This window comes from Nitrosomonas sp. (assembly GCA_016703745.1).
Taxonomy (GTDB): Bacteria; Pseudomonadota; Gammaproteobacteria; order Burkholderiales; family Nitrosomonadaceae; genus Nitrosomonas.
This window is the reverse complement of record JADJBK010000006.1, coordinates 1,717,588-1,739,230: the sequence shown is the minus strand read 5'-3', so window position 1 is coordinate 1,739,230 and position 21,643 is coordinate 1,717,588. Positions and strand designations below refer to the sequence as shown.

The 21,643-nt window shown below is 52.9% G+C and carries 19 protein-coding genes; 15 read left to right on the top strand and 4 right to left on the bottom strand.

Translation table 11 applies throughout. The annotated features are described in order from the left end of the window. Positions 1 to 28: 28 nt before the first annotated feature. Positions 29 to 2,512, bottom strand: coding sequence for a TonB-dependent receptor (locus tag IPG31_09345; GenBank protein MBK6618542.1), 2,484 nt, complete (start codon positions 2,510 to 2,512; stop codon positions 29 to 31). A 317-nt stretch (positions 2,513 to 2,829) separates the two neighbouring features. On the opposite strand from IPG31_09345, the gene IPG31_09340 reads away from it, so the two are divergent. The 7 genes from IPG31_09340 (at position 2,830) to IPG31_09310 (ending at position 15,732) form a co-directional block, all read left to right on the top strand. After that, positions 2,830 to 8,724: an SDR family NAD(P)-dependent oxidoreductase gene (locus IPG31_09340; GenBank protein ID MBK6618541.1), complete on the top strand. Its 5,895-nt coding sequence runs from the start codon at positions 2,830 to 2,832 to the stop codon at positions 8,722 to 8,724. Between the two features lie 117 nt (positions 8,725 to 8,841). Next, positions 8,842 to 9,297, top strand: a complete 456-nt coding sequence (locus IPG31_09335) for an acyl carrier protein (GenBank protein MBK6618540.1) — start codon at positions 8,842 to 8,844, stop codon at positions 9,295 to 9,297. After that, the gene (locus tag IPG31_09330) at positions 9,290 to 10,627 is read left to right on the top strand and encodes an aminotransferase class I/II-fold pyridoxal phosphate-dependent enzyme (GenBank protein ID MBK6618539.1); all 1,338 of its coding nucleotides are present in this window, start codon (positions 9,290 to 9,292) and stop codon (positions 10,625 to 10,627) included. The genes IPG31_09335 and IPG31_09330 overlap by 8 nt, the downstream gene beginning before the upstream one ends. 39 nt (positions 10,628 to 10,666) lie before the next feature. Then, a complete protein-coding gene (locus IPG31_09325; protein ID MBK6618538.1) occupies positions 10,667 to 13,036 on the top strand; it encodes an MMPL family transporter in 2,370 nt (789 codons plus the stop codon). Continuing rightward, a complete protein-coding gene (locus tag IPG31_09320) occupies positions 13,033 to 13,815 on the top strand; it encodes an outer membrane lipoprotein-sorting protein (GenBank protein ID MBK6618537.1) in 783 nt (260 codons plus the stop codon). Before IPG31_09325 ends, IPG31_09320 begins: the two co-directional genes overlap by 4 nt. A 4-nt stretch (positions 13,816 to 13,819) precedes the next feature. Then, positions 13,820 to 15,058 (top strand): hypothetical protein, encoded by a 1,239-nt coding sequence (locus IPG31_09315; GenBank protein ID MBK6618536.1) that lies wholly within the window; start codon positions 13,820 to 13,822, stop codon positions 15,056 to 15,058. A gap of 20 nt (positions 15,059 to 15,078) precedes the next feature. Continuing rightward, entirely contained in the window at positions 15,079 to 15,732 is a 654-nt protein-coding gene (locus IPG31_09310) for a 4'-phosphopantetheinyl transferase superfamily protein (GenBank protein ID MBK6618535.1), read from the top strand. A 70-nt stretch (positions 15,733 to 15,802) separates the two neighbouring features. On the opposite strand, the gene IPG31_09305 is transcribed toward IPG31_09310, so the two are convergent. From IPG31_09305 to IPG31_09295, 3 genes are all read right to left on the bottom strand, one after another. After that, positions 15,803 to 16,912 carry a right-handed parallel beta-helix repeat-containing protein gene (locus IPG31_09305; protein MBK6618534.1) on the bottom strand — a complete coding sequence of 370 codons (1,110 nt, stop codon included), beginning with the start codon at positions 16,910 to 16,912 and terminating at the stop codon, positions 15,803 to 15,805. A gap of 48 nt (positions 16,913 to 16,960) precedes the next feature. Further along, a complete protein-coding gene (locus tag IPG31_09300; GenBank protein ID MBK6618533.1) occupies positions 16,961 to 17,575 on the bottom strand; it encodes a hypothetical protein in 615 nt (204 codons plus the stop codon). Positions 17,576 to 17,745: 170 nt separating this feature from the next. Beyond that, positions 17,746 to 17,883 (bottom strand): hypothetical protein, encoded by a 138-nt coding sequence (locus IPG31_09295; protein ID MBK6618532.1) that lies wholly within the window; start codon positions 17,881 to 17,883, stop codon positions 17,746 to 17,748. A 129-nt stretch (positions 17,884 to 18,012) separates the two neighbouring features. Between IPG31_09295 and IPG31_09290 the strand changes: the two genes are divergently transcribed. From IPG31_09290 to IPG31_09255, 8 genes are all read left to right on the top strand, one after another. Next, positions 18,013 to 18,312: a nucleotidyltransferase domain-containing protein gene (locus IPG31_09290; protein ID MBK6618531.1), complete on the top strand. Its 300-nt coding sequence runs from the start codon at positions 18,013 to 18,015 to the stop codon at positions 18,310 to 18,312. Further along, on the top strand, positions 18,309 to 18,791 hold the full coding sequence (locus IPG31_09285) for a hypothetical protein (GenBank protein ID MBK6618530.1): 483 nt from the start codon (positions 18,309 to 18,311) through the stop codon (positions 18,789 to 18,791). The genes IPG31_09290 and IPG31_09285 overlap by 4 nt, the downstream gene beginning before the upstream one ends. Positions 18,792 to 18,864: 73 nt before the next feature. Continuing rightward, complete coding sequence (locus tag IPG31_09280) at positions 18,865 to 19,269, top strand: nucleotidyltransferase domain-containing protein (GenBank protein MBK6618529.1); 405 nt, start codon at positions 18,865 to 18,867, stop codon at positions 19,267 to 19,269. Further along, on the top strand, positions 19,259 to 19,690 hold the full coding sequence (locus IPG31_09275; GenBank protein MBK6618528.1) for a DUF86 domain-containing protein: 432 nt from the start codon (positions 19,259 to 19,261) through the stop codon (positions 19,688 to 19,690). The genes IPG31_09280 and IPG31_09275 overlap by 11 nt, the downstream gene beginning before the upstream one ends. 204 nt (positions 19,691 to 19,894) lie before the next feature. Continuing rightward, positions 19,895 to 20,206 (top strand): nucleotidyltransferase domain-containing protein, encoded by a 312-nt coding sequence (locus IPG31_09270; protein ID MBK6618527.1) that lies wholly within the window; start codon positions 19,895 to 19,897, stop codon positions 20,204 to 20,206. A gap of 484 nt (positions 20,207 to 20,690) precedes the next feature. After that, complete coding sequence (locus tag IPG31_09265) at positions 20,691 to 20,903, top strand: DegT/DnrJ/EryC1/StrS family aminotransferase (protein MBK6618526.1); 213 nt, start codon at positions 20,691 to 20,693, stop codon at positions 20,901 to 20,903. Beyond that, the gene (locus IPG31_09260; GenBank protein MBK6618525.1) at positions 20,894 to 21,220 is read left to right on the top strand and encodes a nucleotidyltransferase domain-containing protein; all 327 of its coding nucleotides are present in this window, start codon (positions 20,894 to 20,896) and stop codon (positions 21,218 to 21,220) included. The genes IPG31_09265 and IPG31_09260 overlap by 10 nt, the downstream gene beginning before the upstream one ends. Before the next feature lie 190 nt (positions 21,221 to 21,410). Continuing rightward, positions 21,411 to 21,596 (top strand): hypothetical protein, encoded by a 186-nt coding sequence (locus IPG31_09255; protein ID MBK6618524.1) that lies wholly within the window; start codon positions 21,411 to 21,413, stop codon positions 21,594 to 21,596. Positions 21,597 to 21,643: the final 47 nt, after the last annotated feature.

The following is a 21,643-nucleotide window of genomic DNA, read 5'->3' as shown; positions in this document are numbered from 1 at the left end:
CTTGACCCTGTAAAAACACGATTTTCCTTCAATAGCTGAACGCGGCTTCAACCAGATAAGTTCTTTGCGGGTAGGGGTGGAAAACAAACGCCTTATCGTTATTGATATTGGAGATGCCGAATGAAAACCGGCTTTTGACGCCTGATGCAAACTGATAGCGATAACTGGTTTTGAAATCCAGAAAGAAAAAGTCGCTTTGGGTACCAAATACATTGTTTACGGAATCCTTGTTATCCGGGTCATTAAAGGAGTCGCTGGTATAGCGCCCCGAGAATGAGATATCCCAGGCAGGGGTGGCATGGTAAGTGGTAAAGAAATTAGCGCGCCAATGCGGCATCCGTATACGCTGCAAACCAGTCTGGTTGAAATTTGCGGGGTTGCCGGTCGAATCGGTAAAGGCGACGATGCCTCCTTTCTCGATTTTGGCATTCATCCAGGTGCCGTTGAACATAAAATCAAAATTGGAGCCAAGAACATTGCGCTGGTCAAAAATCAACTCCACGCCGGTGGTGCTGGTCTCGCCGATATTCTGAAACCCGCTGCGCGTGATCGAGCCAGATACTGACCGCACGGACTGGATATCATTTTTGATGTCATCACGAAAGGCATTGACCCGGATATAGCCTTTGGGTATGCCGTATTCGATCATGAAATTATGATGCACGCCATTCTCGGGCTTGAGCAAAGCGTTGGCTTCGAGAATGCTGGTGGGGTTGTTGAGCGACTGGAACAGCTCGGCGATGACCGGGAAGCGATGGGCTCGCCCGAAGGAATAGCGGTATTTCCATCTGCCAGGCTCATATCCCAGCGAGACTTTGGGTGAGGTTCTGAACAGATTGCGATCCGGCACACCCACGCTGCCGACGACGCCATTGCTGGCTGTCCACCACTCCCAGCGCACACCGGCAGTCAAGTCCCAATCCGGCAGGAAGCGCAGCGCAGCCTGGGTAAAAAATGCGTGAGTCGTGACCCTGCCCTGATTGTTGCGATTTGCCTGCAGCGCGCCACGGGTATTTGAATCAAAATCAACCAGATCGTACTGCCGGAATTTCAGGTTTTTCTCATCAAAATGGTAACCACCGGTGATTCCCAGTTTATCGTTGCCATTAAAAGCGGGAGTAGAAAGTTTGATATCTGCATCCAGCCAGTCAAACTGCTTGAAATCCTGCAATTGTCCCGCGCCGGTATTGGCGGGATCTTTGTCGCTGAAAAAGGCGGTGGCGCGCTCGTCTTTCAGGACATTAAAATGACTGATGGCGGCATCGATATCCCACAGTGGTGTCAGCGCACCATTGATCCGCAAACCCAGATTCAGGGTCTCGCGGGTATCCTTGCTGCCGCCAAAACCACGCTGATCCACGTCAAAGCGGGTTCCATCGAAGCTGGCCACGCCAGGTGTCGCGCAGGTGGCCACGGAGTTACAGTTTGGCAGGCGATCGCCATAAAAGGCTTGTCCCAGGTCATCCTGCAGATAGGTTTTGTTCTTTTTCTGGTTACGACTGCGGTCTTCATAGGCCACGGTAAAGACCGCCTGCAGGTTTGACGTGATGTCGTATCCCAGTTTTCCTTTAAATAAATGGGTATTCACTTTTTCCGGGCCGGTGTCGCCATAAATGAGGCTTGGCGTGCCGCGCGAGTCACGCACTCGAATTCCGCCGGCGACTGGCGTACCTCCGGGTACGTCAAACAAACCGGAATTATCGATAAAATAAGACTGGGGATGCGACTGCGCTTCCAGGCGGTTATAGGCTGCAAACACGGTAAATTTGTCATTGATGCGGTTGCCGTAGGAAACATACTGACGGTCACCGACAAACGTACCTTTATCGGGCCCATATATTTTGTAGGGCTGAACGAACACGCTGCCTTCCACATAAAACTCCTGCCGTTGTGGCATGCGTGTGCGGATGTTGACGACGCCACCAATAGCGTTGCCGCTGTACTCAGCGGAAAATGGGCCATAGACGACATCAACCACATCGATTTCATTCGGCCCGACCATCGACCAGCGCGGCGCACCGTTGAAAGAGGCCTGCAGATGATTATGCAGTGGAATACCGTCCGCGAAGACCATATTGCGCCCGGTTGAGAACATGTCTGCGCCACGAATCCCCAGTACGCCATTGGGATCACCGACGTAACGCTGCCGGATTTGCAGGCTGGGCTGGTATTTGAGTACTTCTTCCGTTGTCTGGGCATTTTGACGTTCGATCATCTCACGTGTCACGCGCGTGGAGGGCGAGGTGTAATGCGAATCTTTTTCAATCTCTCCGGTAATCACCATCTCTTTGAACACCTTTGTGTTTCCACCTTCGGCGATCTTGATTGCCTGTTCCGCGTCAGCAGTTGACAGGTTCCCGGCTTCGTTTACCTGGATTGGTTTTACTGTGGATGGGGTGTCGGTCTGCGCAGGCGGTATCGCCTGTTGTTTTTTAAAGTCTGTGGCATGTCCTCCGGTGGATACGACGCCAGTCAGCAAGGCAAAAATGATGGTTTTTTTTGTTATCCGCATGGTTGATTACCTCTATTTATGAAACTGTCTTTCCCGATGCCTCCGGGCTAACCGCCAAGCCATACTGAACGCCTGGATGCGCCGCATTATGCGATTGTTTATTTCAAATTAAAATGTGGCAAATTGTCGCACCATAACTAATTAGCTGATTTTTAATTAATATTTTTTGGTGCGGCTATTAGAAATGTGTCTTGTGGTTTTTTTCACAGCTTTTCCCTGGTTCATTCCTTACCATCCATTTCATGCAGATCACATTTTTGCCCCGTGGCCTGAAATGGATCGCGAATGATTCGAGACGACTTCAAGGAGAAAAACAAATGAAATTTACCCTGCCTCATACCGATGCTGTTGAGCCCATTGCGCTGGTCGGCGTGGGTTGCCGTTTCCCCGGCGGGATCAACGAGGTTTCAAGTTTCTGGGAAAAATTGCTGAGTGGCGAAGATGCCATTGTTGCCGTACCGCCAGAGCGCTGGAACCCCCGGCGCTTTTATGACCCCGATCCCGGCAGGCCAGGGAAACTTTACATGCAGGCAGGCGGTTTTCTACAGCAGCCCGTTGACGTTCTGGATGCGGCCTTTTTTGGTATTGCCCCGCGTGAGGCCGAATGCATGGACCCCCAGCAACGCCTGCTGCTGGAAACCAGCTGGGAAGCGCTGGAAGATGCCGGTATCCCGCCGGATACGCTCGCGGGTTCGAGTACGGGTGTATTTATTGGCGCGTTTACGCTCGATCACAAGCTCACGCAGATGGGCAGCAGCAATCGTGACTTGATCAGTACGCATACCGCCATTGGATCGACTATGACGATTCTCTCCAATCGCATTTCCTACTTTCTGGATTTGCGTGGTCCGAGCATGAGTCTGGATACAGCCTGTTCCTCGTCGCTGGTGGCGACGCATCTGGCCTGCCAGTCAATCTGGCATGGGGAATGTACGCTCGCGCTGGCTGGCGGCGTCAATGTCATGACGCGTCCCGAATATCCGGTGGCAATGTGTAAGGGCGGCTTTCTTGCCAGGGACGGACGCAGCAAGAGCTTCGATGCGCGTGCCGATGGCTACGGGCGCGGCGAAGGCGCGGGGGTGGTTGTGCTCAAGCCTCTGCATGCCGCTGTGCGTGATGGAGATAACATTTATGCGCTGATATGCGGCAGTGGCGTCAATCAGGATGGCCGCACCAACGGCATCACGGTTCCCAACCCGGAATCACAGGCTGCACTGATCCGGCAGGTATGCAACACCTACGCGATCAATCCTGCCGATATTCAGTATATTGAAGCACATGGCACCGGTACGCCTGTTGGGGATCCACTGGAAGCAAAAGCACTGGGTAGCGTCATCGGTGCCGGTCGTCAGGCCGATGATCTCTGCCTGGTCGGGTCGATTAAATCCACTATTGGGCATACTGAAGCCGCAGCCGGGATTGCCGGGCTGATCAAGGCGGCGCTCTGTCTCTCACACCGTAAGGTGCCACCACAGGCCAATCTCGATACGCCGAATCCCGCCATTCCCTTTGCTGAACTGGGCTTGCGCCTGCCGCGCGTGGCAGAACCGCTGGCACCGAATGCGGACAAAGTGCTCGCCTGCGTCAATTCATTTGGCTATGGCGGCACCAACGCGCATGTGGTGCTGCAAAGTGCACCGCTGCCCGTGGAGGATCGGCAGTCACGTCATGATGAAGGGGAACGGGTCTATGTGTTACCGCTTTCCGCACGTAGCGAGCAGGCATTGCAGGCGCTGGCACAGTCGTGGCGACAGCTTTGTGCCGAAAATCCTGCAGCCAGCGCGGATGATCTCTGTTATTCCGCAGGCTGCCGCCGCAGCCACCATTCCCACCGGCTCGCCGTAACCGGCTCGTCGCTGGCTGAGCTGGATGAACAGCTTGCGCTCTATGCCGAACAAGGAACGGGGGAATGGATAGTCTCCGGTAAACTGCCGGAGACCATGGCGAACCGGCCTGTTTTTGTCTATACCGGCATGGGACCGCAATGGTGGGCGATGGGCAGAGAGCTGTACAACACCGAGCCGGTTTTCCGCGATATGGCGGAACGCTGCGATGCTATTTTTACCGGAATTGCAGGCTGGTCGATTCTGCAAGAGATGCTTGCCGATGAGTCCGCTTCACGCATGCAGGAAACCCTCATCGCCCAGCCTGCCAATTTTGTGCTGCAGGCTGCACTGACCGCACTGTGGCGCGCTCGCGGCATTGAGCCTGCCGCCGTTGTCGGCCATAGTGTCGGCGAGGTGACGGCTGCGTATGTCGCAGGCGTGCTGAGTCTCGAAGATGCGCTCCAGGTCAGCTATCACCGTAGCCAGATTCAGCAACAGGCTGCCGGCATGGGCAAGATGCTCGCAGTGGGTATGGGTGCCGAACGCGGCGTGGAGTTGCTGAAATCGACCCATGGCCTGGTTTCGATTGCCGCGATCAACAGCCCCGAAACGGTCACGCTGGCGGGAGAAGCTGCCAGTCTTGATACGATCACTGCTTATCTCACGTCGATTGGCGAATTCAACCGTATGCTGCAGGTGGAAGTGCCCTATCACAGCCATTACATGGAGCAATTGAAACCGGCGGTGAGAGAAGCCCTGGCCAGTCTCCGGCCAGGATTACCCGCCATGACGCTGTATTCGACGGTTACCGGCGAGCGCGTCGAGTCTGTCACGTATGATGCAGAATACTGGTGCGACAATATCCGCGAGCCGGTGTATTTCGCAAAAGCGATGCACAGCCTGCTGCGTGATGGTCATCGGGTTTTCCTCGAAATCGGACCGCATCCGGTGCTCTCGACTGCAATTCGGGAATGCTGCCGCGCGCAGGGGATCACGCCGCTGACATTTACCTCGATGAAGCGGGGCCAGCCGGAGCGGCGCACGTTTGCGCTGGCATTGGCGGAGCTTTATACCGCAGGGTGCGTCATCGACTGGCAAAAACAATATTCTCCGGTCGCGCGTTATATCAGGATCCCGCTCTATCCGTGGCAGAAGGAAGTCTACTGGCGTGAGGAAGCGGCATCCATGCACGAGCGTATCGGCACGCCGCTCCACCCGCTGCTGGATCAGCGTTTGTCCGATCCCCACCCAGCCTGGCAGTCGCGAATCAATGCGCAGTTCCTGCCTTATCTTACCGATCATCGCGTCGACGAGTTGGTGGTCATGCCCGGAGCAGCCTATGTCGAAGCCTGTCTGGCAGCGCAAGCGCAACTCGCCGGGGAGCAGCCCTGCGTAATTGAGCATTTGCGCTTTCAGCAGGCATTGATTATTGACCATGCCGAGGAACCCCTTGTCCACATCACGCTCGATCCTGAAAATGGAGAATACGCATTTTTCAGCAGGCAGCCGCAGGCACGCTTTGACTGGCAGCTACATGCCACGGGGAAATCCAGTGTGGGGATGGTTGATGGCGAGGATGCCGCATTACTGGAAAACAGTGCGGCACGTTGCCATGAGACAGTCGATGTCGATCTGCTCTATGCTGATCTGAAGCAGCGCGGACTCGATTATGGCCCGACATTTCGCACTATGACGAGCATTCAGCGCGGTCAACGTGAAATTCTGGCAAGAATTGAATTACATGATTCGCTTGCCGAGGATTTTGCAAGCTACCAGCTGCATCCGACCCTGCTGGATGGCTGCTTTCAGTCTTTGATCGCTTGCCTTGAGGATGATGACCGGTTTTACATGCCGGTTTCAATCGAGAAATTGGTGTGGCTGCGTCGCCCAACCCGCACGATCTGGTGCCATGGCCGCCTCGATGACATTACCGCAGACGGAGTTACCGGGCACTTGCACCTGTACGATGAAGCCGGGAAGCTTTGCGTCAGCATCGAGACCATTCGCTGCCGGGCACTCGCCTCTCAAAAAAATACCATAGCCGGTCACATCCCCGAACTGGGCTATGTCTGGGAATGGCAACGCGAGCCATTGCAACTGGGTGAGCCGAATCAGGGTGCGTGGCTGGTGTTCACTGGCGAAGACGAACTGTCCGTTCAGCTGTGTCAGCGGCTGGGAGCCGATGGCGCGCGTTCCGTCACCCAAATTGATACACGTTACATTTTCCAGCAGCAGGCCGCCACGATCACGACTCTTGATGCCAGACAGCTTGCGCGTGTCAAAACCCTGATGCAGCTGGCCAAGTCACAACGCTGCACCGGCATTGCTTACCTATGGGGAGGGCAGCATCCTGACCCTCAGTCTGATCCGGCTGGAATCGGACAAAGCTGTGCAGCTCTGCAGGTCATACAGTTGTTAAGTGACGTGTTTACCGAGCAGGCGCCACGGCTGTATTTCATCACGCAATCCCTCCACGCGGTGGAGGGCCATGATGCGGTCGGGCCCTTGGCGCAGGCGCCGCTTGCCGGGTTGGCGCGTGTGGCTCTGAACGAATATCCCGCTTTCCGCTGTACCTTGATCGATATGGAGCAGGGTGGCGCGGATGCCCCAATGGATTCTCTGCTGCTGGAGCTGCTTGCGAATACGGCGGAAGATGACGTCGCGCTGCGCGGAAATGCGCGCTACGTGCACCGGCTGGCGAGAATGGCGGCGGAGGTGTCTCAGGAAAACACGCCCGTCATGGCAACGACAAGCGGGACGGAAGTCGAGGCGTTTTATCTGGACTGGACCGAAGCTCCTGTATTTCATGAGGCCACGCGTAATACACCTTGCGAGCACGAAGTCGAAGTCGAGCTGGAATATGTGAACATGCCGGGATGGCACGCGCTCCGTTCAACGGATGAGCAGTCCGACGGTTACTTTGCCACCGGCAGGATTGTGAGCAGAGGCGAAAAGGTTGCCCATTGGCAGACCGGTGAGCGCGTTGTTCTGGCTGTCCAAGGATTACCGGCGTCGCACGTCTGCGTCGATGCTGCACAAGTATTTTCGCTGGCAGGTTTTGGCGATATTCCCTCTCAATGTATAGCGGGTCTGATCACTTCACTGGTTCCGGCCTATTACTCGCTCAATCACGTGATGCGCGTCCGTCCAGGAGAGACGATACTGATTGATGCCGATAGTGGAAATTGCGCGTTATCCTTTCATCATGCCGGGTTATGGCTCGGCGCGGTTCCGTTGCTGTACAGCAGCGATGATGCCCGCCTGGAGGGTCTGGAGTCACGCAGCGACATCACCGTGATCGATGCCAGACAGAGCGATCTGGCGGAAACACTCGCCACCGCGCTGGATGTGTTTGACGTGCGTGCCTGGATTCACGCTGGTCACACCGGTCATCCCGTCTTCAAGCAGCGCGCCCTGAAAAATAATGTGCATGAGATCGTGATCGATCAGGTTGACATGCACAACCCTGAAATCAGAGGGGCTTGCGGGAGTTGCTCGCATGTCTGCGTGCTGTCGCTGGCATTGACATCGCCCGTGCTGTTTGGCCGGATTTTGCAGGAGGTGGCGCAGTATCTGCGGCGCAACCCGCTACCGGCAATCGGCATGCAACTCTTCTCCGGTGAGGAATTCACCCAGATGGGTACAACGGCGACATCCCCCGCTGCCGATACCCTGATTCCCATTTTGTCGCTGGCCGACCGGAAGAAAATCCCGGTGCTTGCTCAAACCGATATTCCTGCCATTTTTGATGCTCAAGCCACTTATCTTATTACTGGGGGCTTTGGTGGATTTGGTCTGGAATTGGCCCACTGGCTCGCGAAACAGGGAGCGCGCCATTTGGCGCTGGCTGGTCGCCGTGGTGTCGCAGACAAATCAGCACGACAAGGTGTCGAGGTACTGCGCAGCAAAGGAGTGACCGTGATGACGGCTGCGGTGGATATAGCCGATGCCGATCAGGTGGCGGCGCTGCTGGTGCGTATAGATCACGTGATGCCACCGCTCAAAGGGGTGTGGCATGCGGCTGCGGTGCTTGATGATGCGCCGATTGCCGAACTGACGGAAGTACGCATGCGCAAGGTGATGCTTGCCAAGGCACTCGGTGCGTGGCATCTGCATCAATTGACGCAGTCCCGCCCACTCGACCATTTCGTACTGTTTTCATCGGTTTCTGCGTTGATCGGCAATGGCCGTCAGGCCAACTATGCGGCAGCCAATACTTTTCTTGATGCGCTTGCCTGGCGGCGCCGCGCCATGGGGTTACCCGCAACTGCGGTCAACTGGGGAGCCATCCAGACCGGCATGGCGGTCGACAATGAAATTGTCAGCAAGCATCTCGCGCTGATGGGTATGCACAGCCTTCCGACGAAGCGGGCGCTCGACTGCTGACGGTATCTTGCCAGTCAGCCCCAGACCCCGCCGCAATACGCATTGATGGAGGTCGACTGGCCAAGCTGGCGGGAATTCGAACCGACGGGCGGCCAGTCACCGCGCTTCCTGCATCTGATGAACACGGTCGCCGACGGGGAATCTGCTGCCAGCAACACGCTTATGCAAGCGCTTGGTGTCATGTCTGCGGATGAACAGGCTCGATGCGCTGAAGATCATTTATGCACGCTGTTTGCGCAGACCCTGCGCATGGATGCCGGCAAGATCGACCGACAACGCTCCCTTGCGCAGATGGGCATCGATTCATTGATGGCCGCCGAACTGCAGAGTGGAATTGGCCGCGTGTTCGGTGTTCGCATCTCTACGCTGGAACTGATGCGTGCGCAGAGTCTTTCAAATCTGGTCGCCCTGTTGCTGGAAAAAACCGAAATAACAATCGGCATGACAGCCGGTTCTGCGTCCCCGCCACCGGATCAAACCCCGGCATCTGAATTGCTTGCCCGGTTGTCCACGGAAGAGGTGGATGGATTACTGCAACAACTGATGAACGAAAAGGAGCCTAGCCATGCATGACGTTAAAGCCATGTCGGATACCGAGAAACGCCAGCTGCTCGCCAGACTGCTCGCACAGAGTGAAAGTCACGCCATCCGGCCAGAAGTGCCCATGGAATCTGTATCCCGTAATCAATCGATCCACTTCGAGGAATTTCCCGGCTATCGCGAGCTGCAGGAGCACGCCAGAATTTTCCAGACGCTGGGTGTCGATAATCCTTACTTTTGCGTACATGAAGGGGTAAGCGACCATGTTACCCGCTTTGCAAACAGGCGGTACATTAACTACTCCGGCTACAACTATCTGGGTTTGTCCGGTCACCCGGAGGTATCGGCCGCTGCAAAGCAAGCCATTGATGAATATGGCACTTCGGTGTCCGCCAGTCGAATCGTATCGGGAGAAATTCCGCTGCACGGTGAACTCGAAGCGGTACTGGCCAGAATTCACGACACCGAAGCGGCGCTTGCGCTGGTGAGTGGCTATGCAACCAACGTTTCCGTGATCAGCCACCTGTTTGGTCCGGAAGACCTCGTGATCCATGATGCGCTGATTCATAACAGTGTCATTGCCGGTTGCAAGCTGTCAGGCGCCAGGCGCATGACATTCCCGCATAATGACTGGCAGGCGCTCGACCGGATACTTGCGGAAAATCGCAGGCAGCATGCACGCACGCTGATCATCATAGAAGGTGTCTACAGCATGGATGGCGATATCGCCGATCTGCCACGTTTCATTGAGATCAAAAAACGGCATGATTGCTTGCTGATGGTCGATGAAGCGCATGCCGCCGGCGTCATCGGTCCACGCGGATTGGGCTCGCACGATCATTTTGGTATTTCCGGAAGTGCAGTCGATATCTGGATGGGTACGCTCAGCAAGGCCTTCGCCAGCTGTGGTGGTTATATCTGCGGTTCACGCGCATTGATCGACAATCTCAAGTACAACGCAGCGGGTTCGATCCTGTTCAGTGTGGGCATCTCGCCCGCCAATACCGCCGCCGCGCTTGCCGCTGCCCGCATCCTGCTGCGTGAACCGGAGCGCGCGGCCAGATTGCGCGCCAATTCGCGTCTGTTCCTCGATGAAGCAAAACGGTACGGTCTCGATACCGGGGATGCCGCAGGTACGGGCGTCATTCCGATTATTACCGGCAATTCGGTCGCCTGTCTGAAATTGGGGCAGCACCTTGCCAATGCGGGAATCTATGTGCATCCGATCCTGTACCCGGCGGTTTCCGAATCAGCCGCAAGGCTACGTTTTTTTATTATCTGCAATCTGACTGAAGAAGAAGTGGTGACGACGGTAAAAACGCTTGCAGCAGGCATGCAACACCTGCAGGTAACCGCTGGCTGAGCGAGCCTGATTATCGATACGATGAGGATGGGAATGAAGATGAATATAATCAAATGTTATACGCAGTGGCTGCTTGCTGCGCGTGGGTGGGTATGGCTGCTGGTGCTGGCAATCGTCATGGTCGCCGGTTATGGTCTGCAAAATGTCCGGTTCAAATCCGACTACCGCATGTTTTTCAGTGCGGATAATCCACAGCTTGCTGCACTCGAAAATCTGCAGCGGACCTATACCCGTGATGACAACGTGTTGCTGGTGCTGACTCCGTCAAATGGCGAAGTTTTCAGCGCGGAAACACTTGCGATTGCGCGTCAGCTCACCCGGGCATTGTGGCAAACACCGTATTCGACAAGGGTCGATTCTCTGACCAATTTCCAGTACAGCCATGCCGTCGATGATGAGATTGTCGTCGAGGATCTCGTGACTGAAGGCAACACGCTGGCACCTGCGGAACTGTTGCGCATCAAGACTTACGCGTTGCAGGAGCCGCTGCTTGTCAATCGTCTGATATCGCCTGATGCGCGCGTATTGGGGTTCAATGTGGTAATTCTGCGCCCCGGAATTGAGCAGGACGCCGAGACACGCGCCGTAGCGACCTATGTCCGTCATCTGGCGAGTACGCTGCGTAGCGAGCATCCTGATATCGATGTGCGTATCACCGGGTCGATCATGATGGATACGGCTTTTGCCGAATCCTCGGAACTCGATATGCGTACCCTGACACCGGCTATGCTGGTCATCATTGTGCTGGCAGTATGGTTTTTCCTGCGTTCCTGGTCCGGCATGCTGATTGTGCTGATCATGATGACGCTGTCAGTCATCTGCGCGGTGGGTATCGCGGGCGGGCTGCACATCGCCTTCTCACCCTCCAGCATTCCCGCGCCGACCATTCTGCTTACCATCGTGGTTGCCAACTGCATTCATCTGTTGACGGGGTTTTATCGGTCGGTAAATCAGGGGGTAGCGTTGCCCGATGCCATCAGCTCGAGTCTGGAGAAAAATTTCAAGGCGATTTTCCTTACCAATCTGACAACTGGCATTGGTTTCCTGACGATGAATTTCAGCGACTCGCCTCCTTTTCATGATCTGGGTAATATCACCGCAATCGGTGTGGTGGCGGCATTTTTGCTCAGCATCAGCCTGCTGCCGGTGCTGATGGCGCAGTTTCCGGCCAAAGGTCGCCCACGGTTGGGAACGGGAGAATCCTGGATGTTGTTTTCGACGTGGATCATTCGCCATCGTCGCGCCTGTTTTGTTGCGATAACCATCATGGTGGCCGGGCTGGCGGCAAGCAGCCTGCACAATGCTCTTGATGATGAATATGTGAAGTATTTCGCGCCTTCAGTCGAGTTTCGCCGCGATACGGACTACACCACGCAACATCTCACCGGTATCTACAAAATCGATTACGATCTGCAGCAGAAGCGGGAAGGCGGAATCAGCGATCCCCATTTTCTGCAACAAGTCGATGCTTTCGCCAGTTGGTATCGACAACAGCCCGAAGTTACCCATGTCTTTGCCCTGACTGATATTTTCAAACGATTGAATCAGAACATGCATGGTGACGATCCCGCCTGGTATCGGCTGCCGGAGACGGCAGAAATGGGCGCACAGTTTCTGCTGCTGTATGAGATGTCGCTGCCCTATGGGCTTGATCTCAATGATCGTGTCGATGTCGGCAAATCAGCCACCCGGGTAACGGCGACACTGCACAGTATTTCCAGCCAGGCGGTGCTCGATCTGGAAGCACGGGCGCAGGCATGGCTTGCGGCCAATGCATCCGAATTCACCCGCCATGAAGGAACCGGCATCACGCTGCTGTTCGCCCATATCGGGCAACGCAATATCGTCAGCATGATCGGCGGCATCCTGCTTGCCATCGGCTGCATTGCGCTGATTCTCGTCATCGTACTGCGCTCAGTCACGCTGGGCCTTTTGAGCCTGATCCCCAATATCGTTCCAGCGATCATGACATTCGGCCTGTGGGGACTGCTCGTCGGCCAGATTGGCATGGCGGCATCCGTTGTGGTGGCGATGACGCTTGGCATTCTGGTGGACGATACCGTACATTTTTTAAGCCACTATCAGCACGCCAGAAGTCGCATGGGGCACTCACCGGAAGCGGCAATTGGGCATGCTTTTTCCGAGACGGGGAGTGCGCTGTGGATGACGTCGCTGATCCTGATGCTCGGCTTTGCCATCTTTGCAGTTTCCAGCTTCAGGATCAATCAGGAAATGGGCATGCTGACCACAATTATTTTTGCGCTGGGCCTGCTCGCAGATTTTTTATTGCTGCCCCCGATCCTGCTGTTTATCGAACGGCAGAACCAGCCGTGCCGCTGGCGGCAGATAACCGGCGAACCCGCCCCTTTGTTCAATCAGATTCCATCCACACAGGAGAAAAAACCATGAAACACCATCACTTGATCTTTTTAGCGTTACTGGCAGGTGTACAACCTGTTTTCGCCGAAACGGCTGAAGAAAAAGGCTATGCCATTCAGGCGGAGGCGAGCCGTCGCGATAACGGTTTCGCTGACAGCATGCATGACGCCATCATGACACTGCGCAATGCGCAGGGCGCGGTCAGCACACGTGAATTTGTCGTCAAGACGCTCGAAGTGGAAGGAGATGGCGATAAGGAAATGGGGATTTTTCATTCCCCCGCCGATGTTCGAGGTACAGCGGTATTAACCTTTTCACATGGTACCCAGCCGGACGACCAGTGGATTTACCTCCCGTCGCTGAAACGTGTCAAACGTATCGCCACGGTCAATAAATCCGGCCCATTTGTCGGCAGTGAATTTGCGTTTGAAGATATTTCCTCATGGGAGCTGGAAAAATACCGCTACCGCCACCTGCGGGATGAAGTCCTCGATGGCGATGCGACCTTTGTTATCGAAAATATTCCCGTGTACGAGCATTCCGGTTATACCCGGCAAATCGAATGGCTCGATCAGGAAATGTATCAGCCGCGCAAGATCGAGTTTTACGATCGCAAGGGTGCGCTGCTGAAGACGCTGACATTCAGCGACTACCAGCAGTATCTCGGCCGCTACTGGCGTGCGGGCAAGCTGCGCATGGAAAACCACCAGAACGGCAAAAACACCGAACTGTTGCGGCAGAATTACCGCTTTGGTAACGGTTTCCGTGAAATGGATTTCACCGAAAACGCGCTCAGGAACGTGAGGTAACGTTGTGTGGGCAAAGGGAGCTGTTTTTCTATTGCTCGTATCCGGTCTGGGTATGTCGGCAACCTTTGCCCACGCGGCGGAATGGAGTGGATTCGTCGCGGGCGATCTCCGGTTTTTTCCGCAATCACCCGCGCTGCCGCTACAGAACGATGGTGCGCTGAATCCTTCCATCCTGTTGCAGCCGGAATGGCGTCATGAATGGAATAGTGGCAATGACCGGTTGACGGTCGTTCCGTTTGCGAGAATAGACAGCCACGACCCCAATCGCACTCATTGGGATATACGCGAATTCAACTGGTTACATGTGGCGCCCAACTGGGATGTGCGCGTGGGAATCGGCAAGGTATTCTGGGGAACGACCGAATCCCGTCATTTGGTCGATATCATCAACCAGACCGATCTCATCGAGAAATTCAGCGGTGAGGAAAAGCTGGGGCAACCGATGCTAAACCTGAACGTACCAAGCCGTTACGGGCACTTCAGTCTGTTTTATCTGCCCTATTTCCGTGAGCGCACTTTTCCTGCGGCAAAAGGCCGTTTTCTGTATGAACCGCGCGTCAGAACCAGCGAGGGTGAACGGGATGGGTTTGGCCGCTGGCAGCCCAGTCTTGCAGCCAGATGGAGTCAAACCTTTGGCGACTGGGATCTGGGGCTCGCACATTTCTGGGGCACCGGGCGTGAGCCGCGCTTGCGCCCTGATTTTGCTGATGGATTCGGTCAGCCACCCACGGCACTGATTCCGGTCTATGACCTGATTCATCAAAGCAGTGTGGATATCCAGGGTGCAAAAGGTAACTGGCTATGGAAACTGGAAGCCATGACCCGCAGCGGGCAGGGCAAGCGTTTTGCCGCACTGGTGGCTGGCCTGGAATACACGCACTATGGCGTATTCGGCGGCAGCAAGGACATCGGGCTGCTGTTTGAGTACCTGTATGACGGGCGCAGCGCCGCAGCTCCACCTACTCCATTCAATAACGATATCTTTGTCGGACTGCGTGTGGCCTTCAACAATGCACCCAATACCGAGCTGCTTGTTTCTGCCACTATCGATCTCGATACTCAGGCAACCATCCTGGGGCTGAACGCCAGCCGCCGCCTTCATGACAAATGGAAAATAGAGGTGGAATCCCGCTTTTTTGCCCATATCCCTGCAACCCGCGATTTCTTTCAGCCCCCTTCAGAGATTCTCACCGGCATGCGTCGCGACGGCTATTTCCAGCTGCGCCTGATCCGCTATTTTTAGCGAGAATCGGGGTACCGTCCATGTTTGCCGCGCTCAAAGCGATGCTCGCCGGACTGCCCTGCAGTTTTCACATCTGCCCAAACGTCATGGATAGCCGTGTGCTTCACCCGGATGAATGGGCGCTTACCAGAAACTATTCACCCAAACGCCTGACGGAATTTTGCAGCGGACGGCACTGTGCGCATATCGCGCTGGCCAATCTCGGTTATGCCGGCTATCCGGTATTGCGCGACCCTCAGGGCGCCCCGCAGTGGCCTGAAGGTATCACCGGCAGTATCAGTCATAGCGGGCAATGGGCGGTCGCAGTTGTCGCCGCAACAAACTCTATCCGCGCTATCGGCGTCGATATCCAGCACATGCAGGAATCTTTTCCGTATCAGGTATTGCCCAGCCTGCTGCACCCCAGGGAAATCACGCCATTTCTATGTGCCGCAGAGCGATCCAGCTGTCATGCCTATGCCGTCTTTTCCGCCAAGGAGAGTGCAATCAAATGCGGCTATATGGCCAATGGCGAGTTACTCGAACAGGTGGAACTGATTGTTGATCTGGATTGGTATCCGGAGAAATTGACGGTTGTGCTGCCACGCGAATCAGATAGGGTGCGTGGCTATGCTGGTGTCGATCTGGATTATGTATTTACACTGGTGTGGATGAGCGCTAACGGGCAGGCATGATGCGCGTTGAGAAAGAAAAAACGGGAGCCCATGCAGACAGCCATTGCTCCCGTGATCAGCAGGCAGTACGTCAGGGACAGGTGACATTCCCGCGAATGAGCACCGTGGCGTCACATTGAATTTTCAGGATCGATAATCCCTGAAAATCGGCACGGGTTCCGAAACTCAGATCAGCATCGACTGCCTGGTTGTTTTCTACGACAGAGGGATTATCCGGCAGCGAGATGACGGTCAGGGTATGGGCGCCCGAGGCGTAAATGCCACTCAGGTTGTTGCGCACCGAAAGCCCGCCAACAAAAAATCCGGATGACTGTACATCGAAATGGATGCCTTGCGGATTATCCTCGAACACATAGCGACCTGCACCCATCGGGTTGGAAAGGGTAGCGTTGCCGATGAGACGTGCGCCACTGGCCTGGTTGTTTCTTGCTTCGATATAACCCCCGCCCGCACTCTCCAGCGTGCCGGAATTGAACAGAAACAATCCATCGCGAAGGTTTTCATTGGCAAAAATTCTGGTGGTGGCCGTCGTAAACAAGACGGCATGGTCACCAAACTGTATGCCGTTCAGATTGCTTTTGGATTCGATGTCGGCCTTGCTGGCATCTGCCATGGCGTTATCGGCGAGCAGGATGCCACTGTTGGCATTACCGGTAGCCTGGATCAACCCGACGAACGTCGCACTGGAATTCTGAATGATGCCGATTCCATAATTGCCATTATCGCGACTATATACATTTTCCAGACCGGCCTGGCTGTTTTGCATCACAAAAACGCCGTTTTGCGCATGATCCGCCACAGTTATATTGTGGAGATCCGCAACCGAACCGCGCCGAACCACTATGCCATGATGCTTGCCATTGACGACGGATAAATTCCGGACCATAGTCTTGCGCGCCTGGTCGATAATCAGCACACCCTCCAGGTTATCCTGTCCGTGGCTGCCATCCAGCACTGCCGCGCCCATCCCGTCCAGGGTGATGCCATCCTGATCAATATGGACGTTTTCACGACACACCCCACTGACCATAATGACGCTACCGGACCTGGCCTTGCTTACTGCAAAACTGAGGGACTGGTTTTTATCACAGTTGACGTGCAGAGTTCTGGCTTGAGAAAATCCAATAGTTAACAGGGTAAGGGTGCTGGCAATCAGCATGTATTGTAATGATCTAGACATGATTTTTCCTTTATGCTTGGTTGTAAGCGTTACTCATTTGGGTTGGGATCAATTAGTACAGTTTTCTGGAACATTCATGGAACCTTGCATCCTGCTCTCCAGGATGCTGCCAAAAAACTCCCCTCTCGGATCAACAACGAGCGCATATCCCGTAACATCATCCTGAATGTCACCGGATGCACAGGCATATTTCCCGGTGCCGCCAATGATTCTTCCTGTTGTAAACGTCCGGAATGTACAACCTTCTTTTACGTTGCCATCAACATCAAAACAGGTGTTGATGTTGATGCAGGTTGAAAGCGAAATCGCTTCCGTAAAGATTTGGTTTCCTTTACGCAGCACATAAGTGCCCCTGGCTTTGACCAGATCAAGCAAAAGCCCTGGTTGACCTTCCGGTGTGTCACAGCTTTCTGTTCCTCCATCGGCGTCACGCTTGATTTTTGCTTCTGTAAGGATGCTGGCGGACATTTCCCCTAACCGGCTACTTTTTCCTTTCATGGTGGTAAGACTGGCAGACGTCCCATCCAGATCGGTGTCTATGGGAGTGCTAACAAAACTTCCGGAAGAAACCAGCGAAAAATCAATAATCCTGTCACTGGCCTCAACCAGGGTATTTGCACCACCGAATAAAGCCAAAACAGTAATAAAAACGTATTTTTTCATTGCAACTACTCCTCTGAAATATGAAATTAACTTGATGGTTTGTATATTCCGAAGGCATGCCATGGCCGGCATGAATCGGAAATACAATCAGAAGATAGCGTCAACGGTTGCCGCAATCTGTGAAGAAAATCACGAGATACCGATTTTGAATAGCCAGGGTCCGATAAAAATTAAATGCCCTGCTTTTTGGCAGTCTTAGCCTCTCCTACCCAGGCATGAATATCCATAGCGTGTTGCGCTGAATATTCCTTCAGCCAGCCCACATAGGCACTATAATCTTCGAGCGCACCGAAACAGGGCGCGCTCAATAATCAACCGCAACACTTAAGAGAGGTTAAAGTGTTGGAATGGAAAAAACAGAAACAGATTACTGAAAACTCTATATTTGTTGAGTTGAAGCATACTTTTTTTATCGCCCGACTTCATATTGAATCGCCATGCGACTGAGTTCACGGCAAATCGACATCATCCAGCGCGTAGTTTCCGAATTGGCAGGGCAAGACGCCACAGTATGCTTATTTGGTTCCCGCGTAGACGATAATGCGCGTGGCGGCGATATTGATCTACTTGTTGAAATTCCGCATGTGGTGGAAAGCCCAGCCTGGCTGAACGCAAGAATATCGGGACGGATAAGTTACCTGCTGGATGGCCAGAAGGTCGATGTACTATTACTTGCTCCTAATTTGGAGCGCTTTCCGATCCATGATATTGCGGAAAAAGAAGGTGTGATGCTATGAATATTGCTCCTCAAAAAAAGCTCCGCCTTGCATTTCTGGCCAGGATGGTACGCAAGGAAATACATCATTTGCAAATAACAGATCAGCGCCTGTTTGATGCGCCTTTCACTCGTGAAAAAGCCGGACAACTGGAAAAAAATGTAGATCTTGCTGAGCGTGTGGATGCGTTTGTGAGCCGCTTTGGCCGTCTGCAGGACACGGTAGGAGACAAGCTGCTGCCCAATTATCTGGAAGTAGCCGGTGAAAAAAATGGACCTGCTGTGGATAATTTGAATCGAGCAGAAAAACTGGGGCTCATCAATTCTGCTGAGATATGGATGGCGTTACGTGATTTGCGTAATCAAATGGTGCATGAATACATGGAAGATCTGGATAAACTGACCGAAGCGCTCAACAAAGGGCATGAACATGTATCCACACTAACAGCGGATGCCGCCAGAATATTGATCGATCTGGAAGCAAGAGGCTGGTTAGCTTAGGCAAAAATAAGGTGACAAAATAGGCTGTACTGCCCAGTATACCGGTCATATCATTCAATACATAAGCACTGATATGAATAAGGAAGATTTGCCACAATCGACACTCAAGGCGTTACAAAAGACTTTAAGCCTGCGTGACGACATAGCCCTTTCATTTCTATTTGGCAGCAGAGCACGAGGTGATAGCCATGAACAGAGTGACTGGGATATCGCTATCTTATTCAAAGATAACACCAGTGGCTGGGAAAATTTAGGCAAGCAGGAAGAAATCAGGCACCTTCTCGCGCAGGCACTGGCAACAAACGACGACAACGTTGACCTTGTTGATTTGCATCGTGGCGGACTCGGCATTAATGCCACAGTAGTTGATGAAGGAATCCCGCTTACGGGTCAGAATAATCTGGCGTTGGCAAATTTTTACCAAAGAATCTGGGCCAATCTGGAAGATTATTACTGGAACCTTGATCATGTATCTTGAGCTGTATCAGGAGGAAACAGAAAAACTTGCGGAAAGAAACGGCAAGCTGCTGAAAGCATTGCGCAACAAGCTTATGCAAAATTCGGATATCTCCCTGATAGAAGAACAAGCCATGCTTCATGTGCTGCAGATTATTATCGAGAATGCAATTGGCAAGGCCAGGCATCTATTAAAAACAAAAAATGAGAAAGTGCCGGTCAGTGCTTACGACTTGTTTGAACAGATGACGAATCTCAACTGGATAAATGATGAAACCTTGCAGGAATGGAAAAAAATTATTGGCCTGCGAAATACCATTGTGCATGAATATATGAAAGTTAACATCACGCTTGTCAAGACCATCGTAAAAGAGGGCAAGTACAGTTTTGTACTGGATTTCTTAAACACCTCTTTTACAAAATTCTTTTTAACAGGCCGTTGAAAAACGTTTTCGAAGCAGCAGATACAAGGCAAAAACAGGCGGAGAAGCGCAGTTTATGCGTAATAAATGAGCATTTTGAGCCTGTTTTTAACACCGTAGCGGCAACGCAGATAGTTTTTCAACGGCCTGTTAAGACAAGCATAGGAAATAGATGACGTCCCCTTTTATTTTTATGCAAGGTTTGACTCCAATCCTCTGGATTAAATGAGAATTACTGCCAACCAATTGAGTATCGTGAAGGCGCTTGCACGCAGATATTTTGGTGAGGATGTAAAGCTGTGGCTATTCGGTTCCCGCGTTGATGATGAGAAAAAAGGTGGGGATTATGATTTCCTGATTGAAACATCACTTACCCATCCTGATGAAATTATTTCGAGCAAAATTGACATGATTACGCAGCTGCAAAGTAGTGCTCCATTTGAGGATGAAAAGATAGACATCATTGTCAAACGTCGGCAATCCTCCTTTGACATGCCGATCTATCATATTGCCAAGCAAGAAGGTGTGCAACTATGACGCCGGAACAGTCAATGCTCCTATATCTGGCGGAATGCAAAATTCATGCGGAAGTGTTTAATCAGAGCTTAGTGGATATACAGAAACATCTTCCTTTATCCGCCAAGGCCAAAATAGATAAAGATACCCTGCGGATTCTTGATCAAATCGCTTATCGCTTTGCCAAATTACAGGACTCAATGGGGGAGAAGGTTTTGCCTTTGATACTGGTGCTGGCACAGGAACCGATAGCCGCAAATTCTACCTTTGTCGAAAAATTAAATCGGCTTGAACGTATTGGTGCAATTCCATCTACAGAAGGATGGAAAAAACTTCGCGTTGCCCGCGATGCAATTGCGCACGAATACCCAGATGACCCGGAATTGCGAATCAGTGCGATCAACCGGTTTATGGAAGGCGCATCACAGATGAGAGAGCTGTATCAAACAGTGCATGACTACATAAATGTGCACTTTCCGCATTTAAAAGATAAAACGAAGCGGGCATTCCAACCGCTGTGCATTACCCCATTCCACTTAATCTACAACCCGTTTTTTCTTGCCTCAATAAGCCTGAGGGCAGCTTTCCCATCGCAGAAGAGAGGGCCAAGCGTGTGATGAGTTTGCCGATGGGACCAACATTGACTCGTACAGAGCAAGAAAGTATTGTTGCCGCGTTATTGACATCATCACATTCGAGCTCCACAGAATGCGCCTAACCTCCCAACAAGTTTCCATCATAGTCAGTATCACTCAAGCACTGGCAGGAGAGGCGTGTCGGATCTGGCTATATGGATCGCGGCTGGACGACGCGCGCCAAGGTGGAGATATTGATCTGCTTGTTGAGACCACCCCGCGTTTGGGGTTGTTGCAGCGCGCACAAATCAAAAATCAACTCGAAAAAGCCCTTCAACTACCTGTGGATGTGCTGGTTACTTCTCCAGACGCGTTGAGCAGCCCATTTGTTGCTCTTGCCAAGGCGCAGGCCATTAGCCTGAATGACGACACACAAGAAAAATCAAAATATGACCACTAAAGACATATTGATGCCGCAGCATCACAGGCTGATCGGTTGAGATCGGTTGAGAACCAAGCCACGCAAGGCATTGAGGCTGGTGATGGGGAACGCTCTGTTTGAAATTGTTGTTAAAACAGGAACCCATTGCTGAAAATTCTACATTTGTTGAGTTGAAGCGTGTTTTTTTGAGAAAAAAAGATTCGTTTCATTGCTGGATATTGCTCGGCGTGAAGGCGAGTTATTGCTAAAAACGGACATGCGGCTATTCACTTCAACAATAAATGCAAATTGGGTGCGGCAGCTTGAGTATGATGATGATGATTTGGCTGAACGGTTGGACGCCTTTGTTTCAAGATTCGGGCGCATGCAAGATACGAACAAGGCAGAACAATGATTTCCACCCTCGTTACTTGCGAACTTAAATGACAAGGAATCACATCC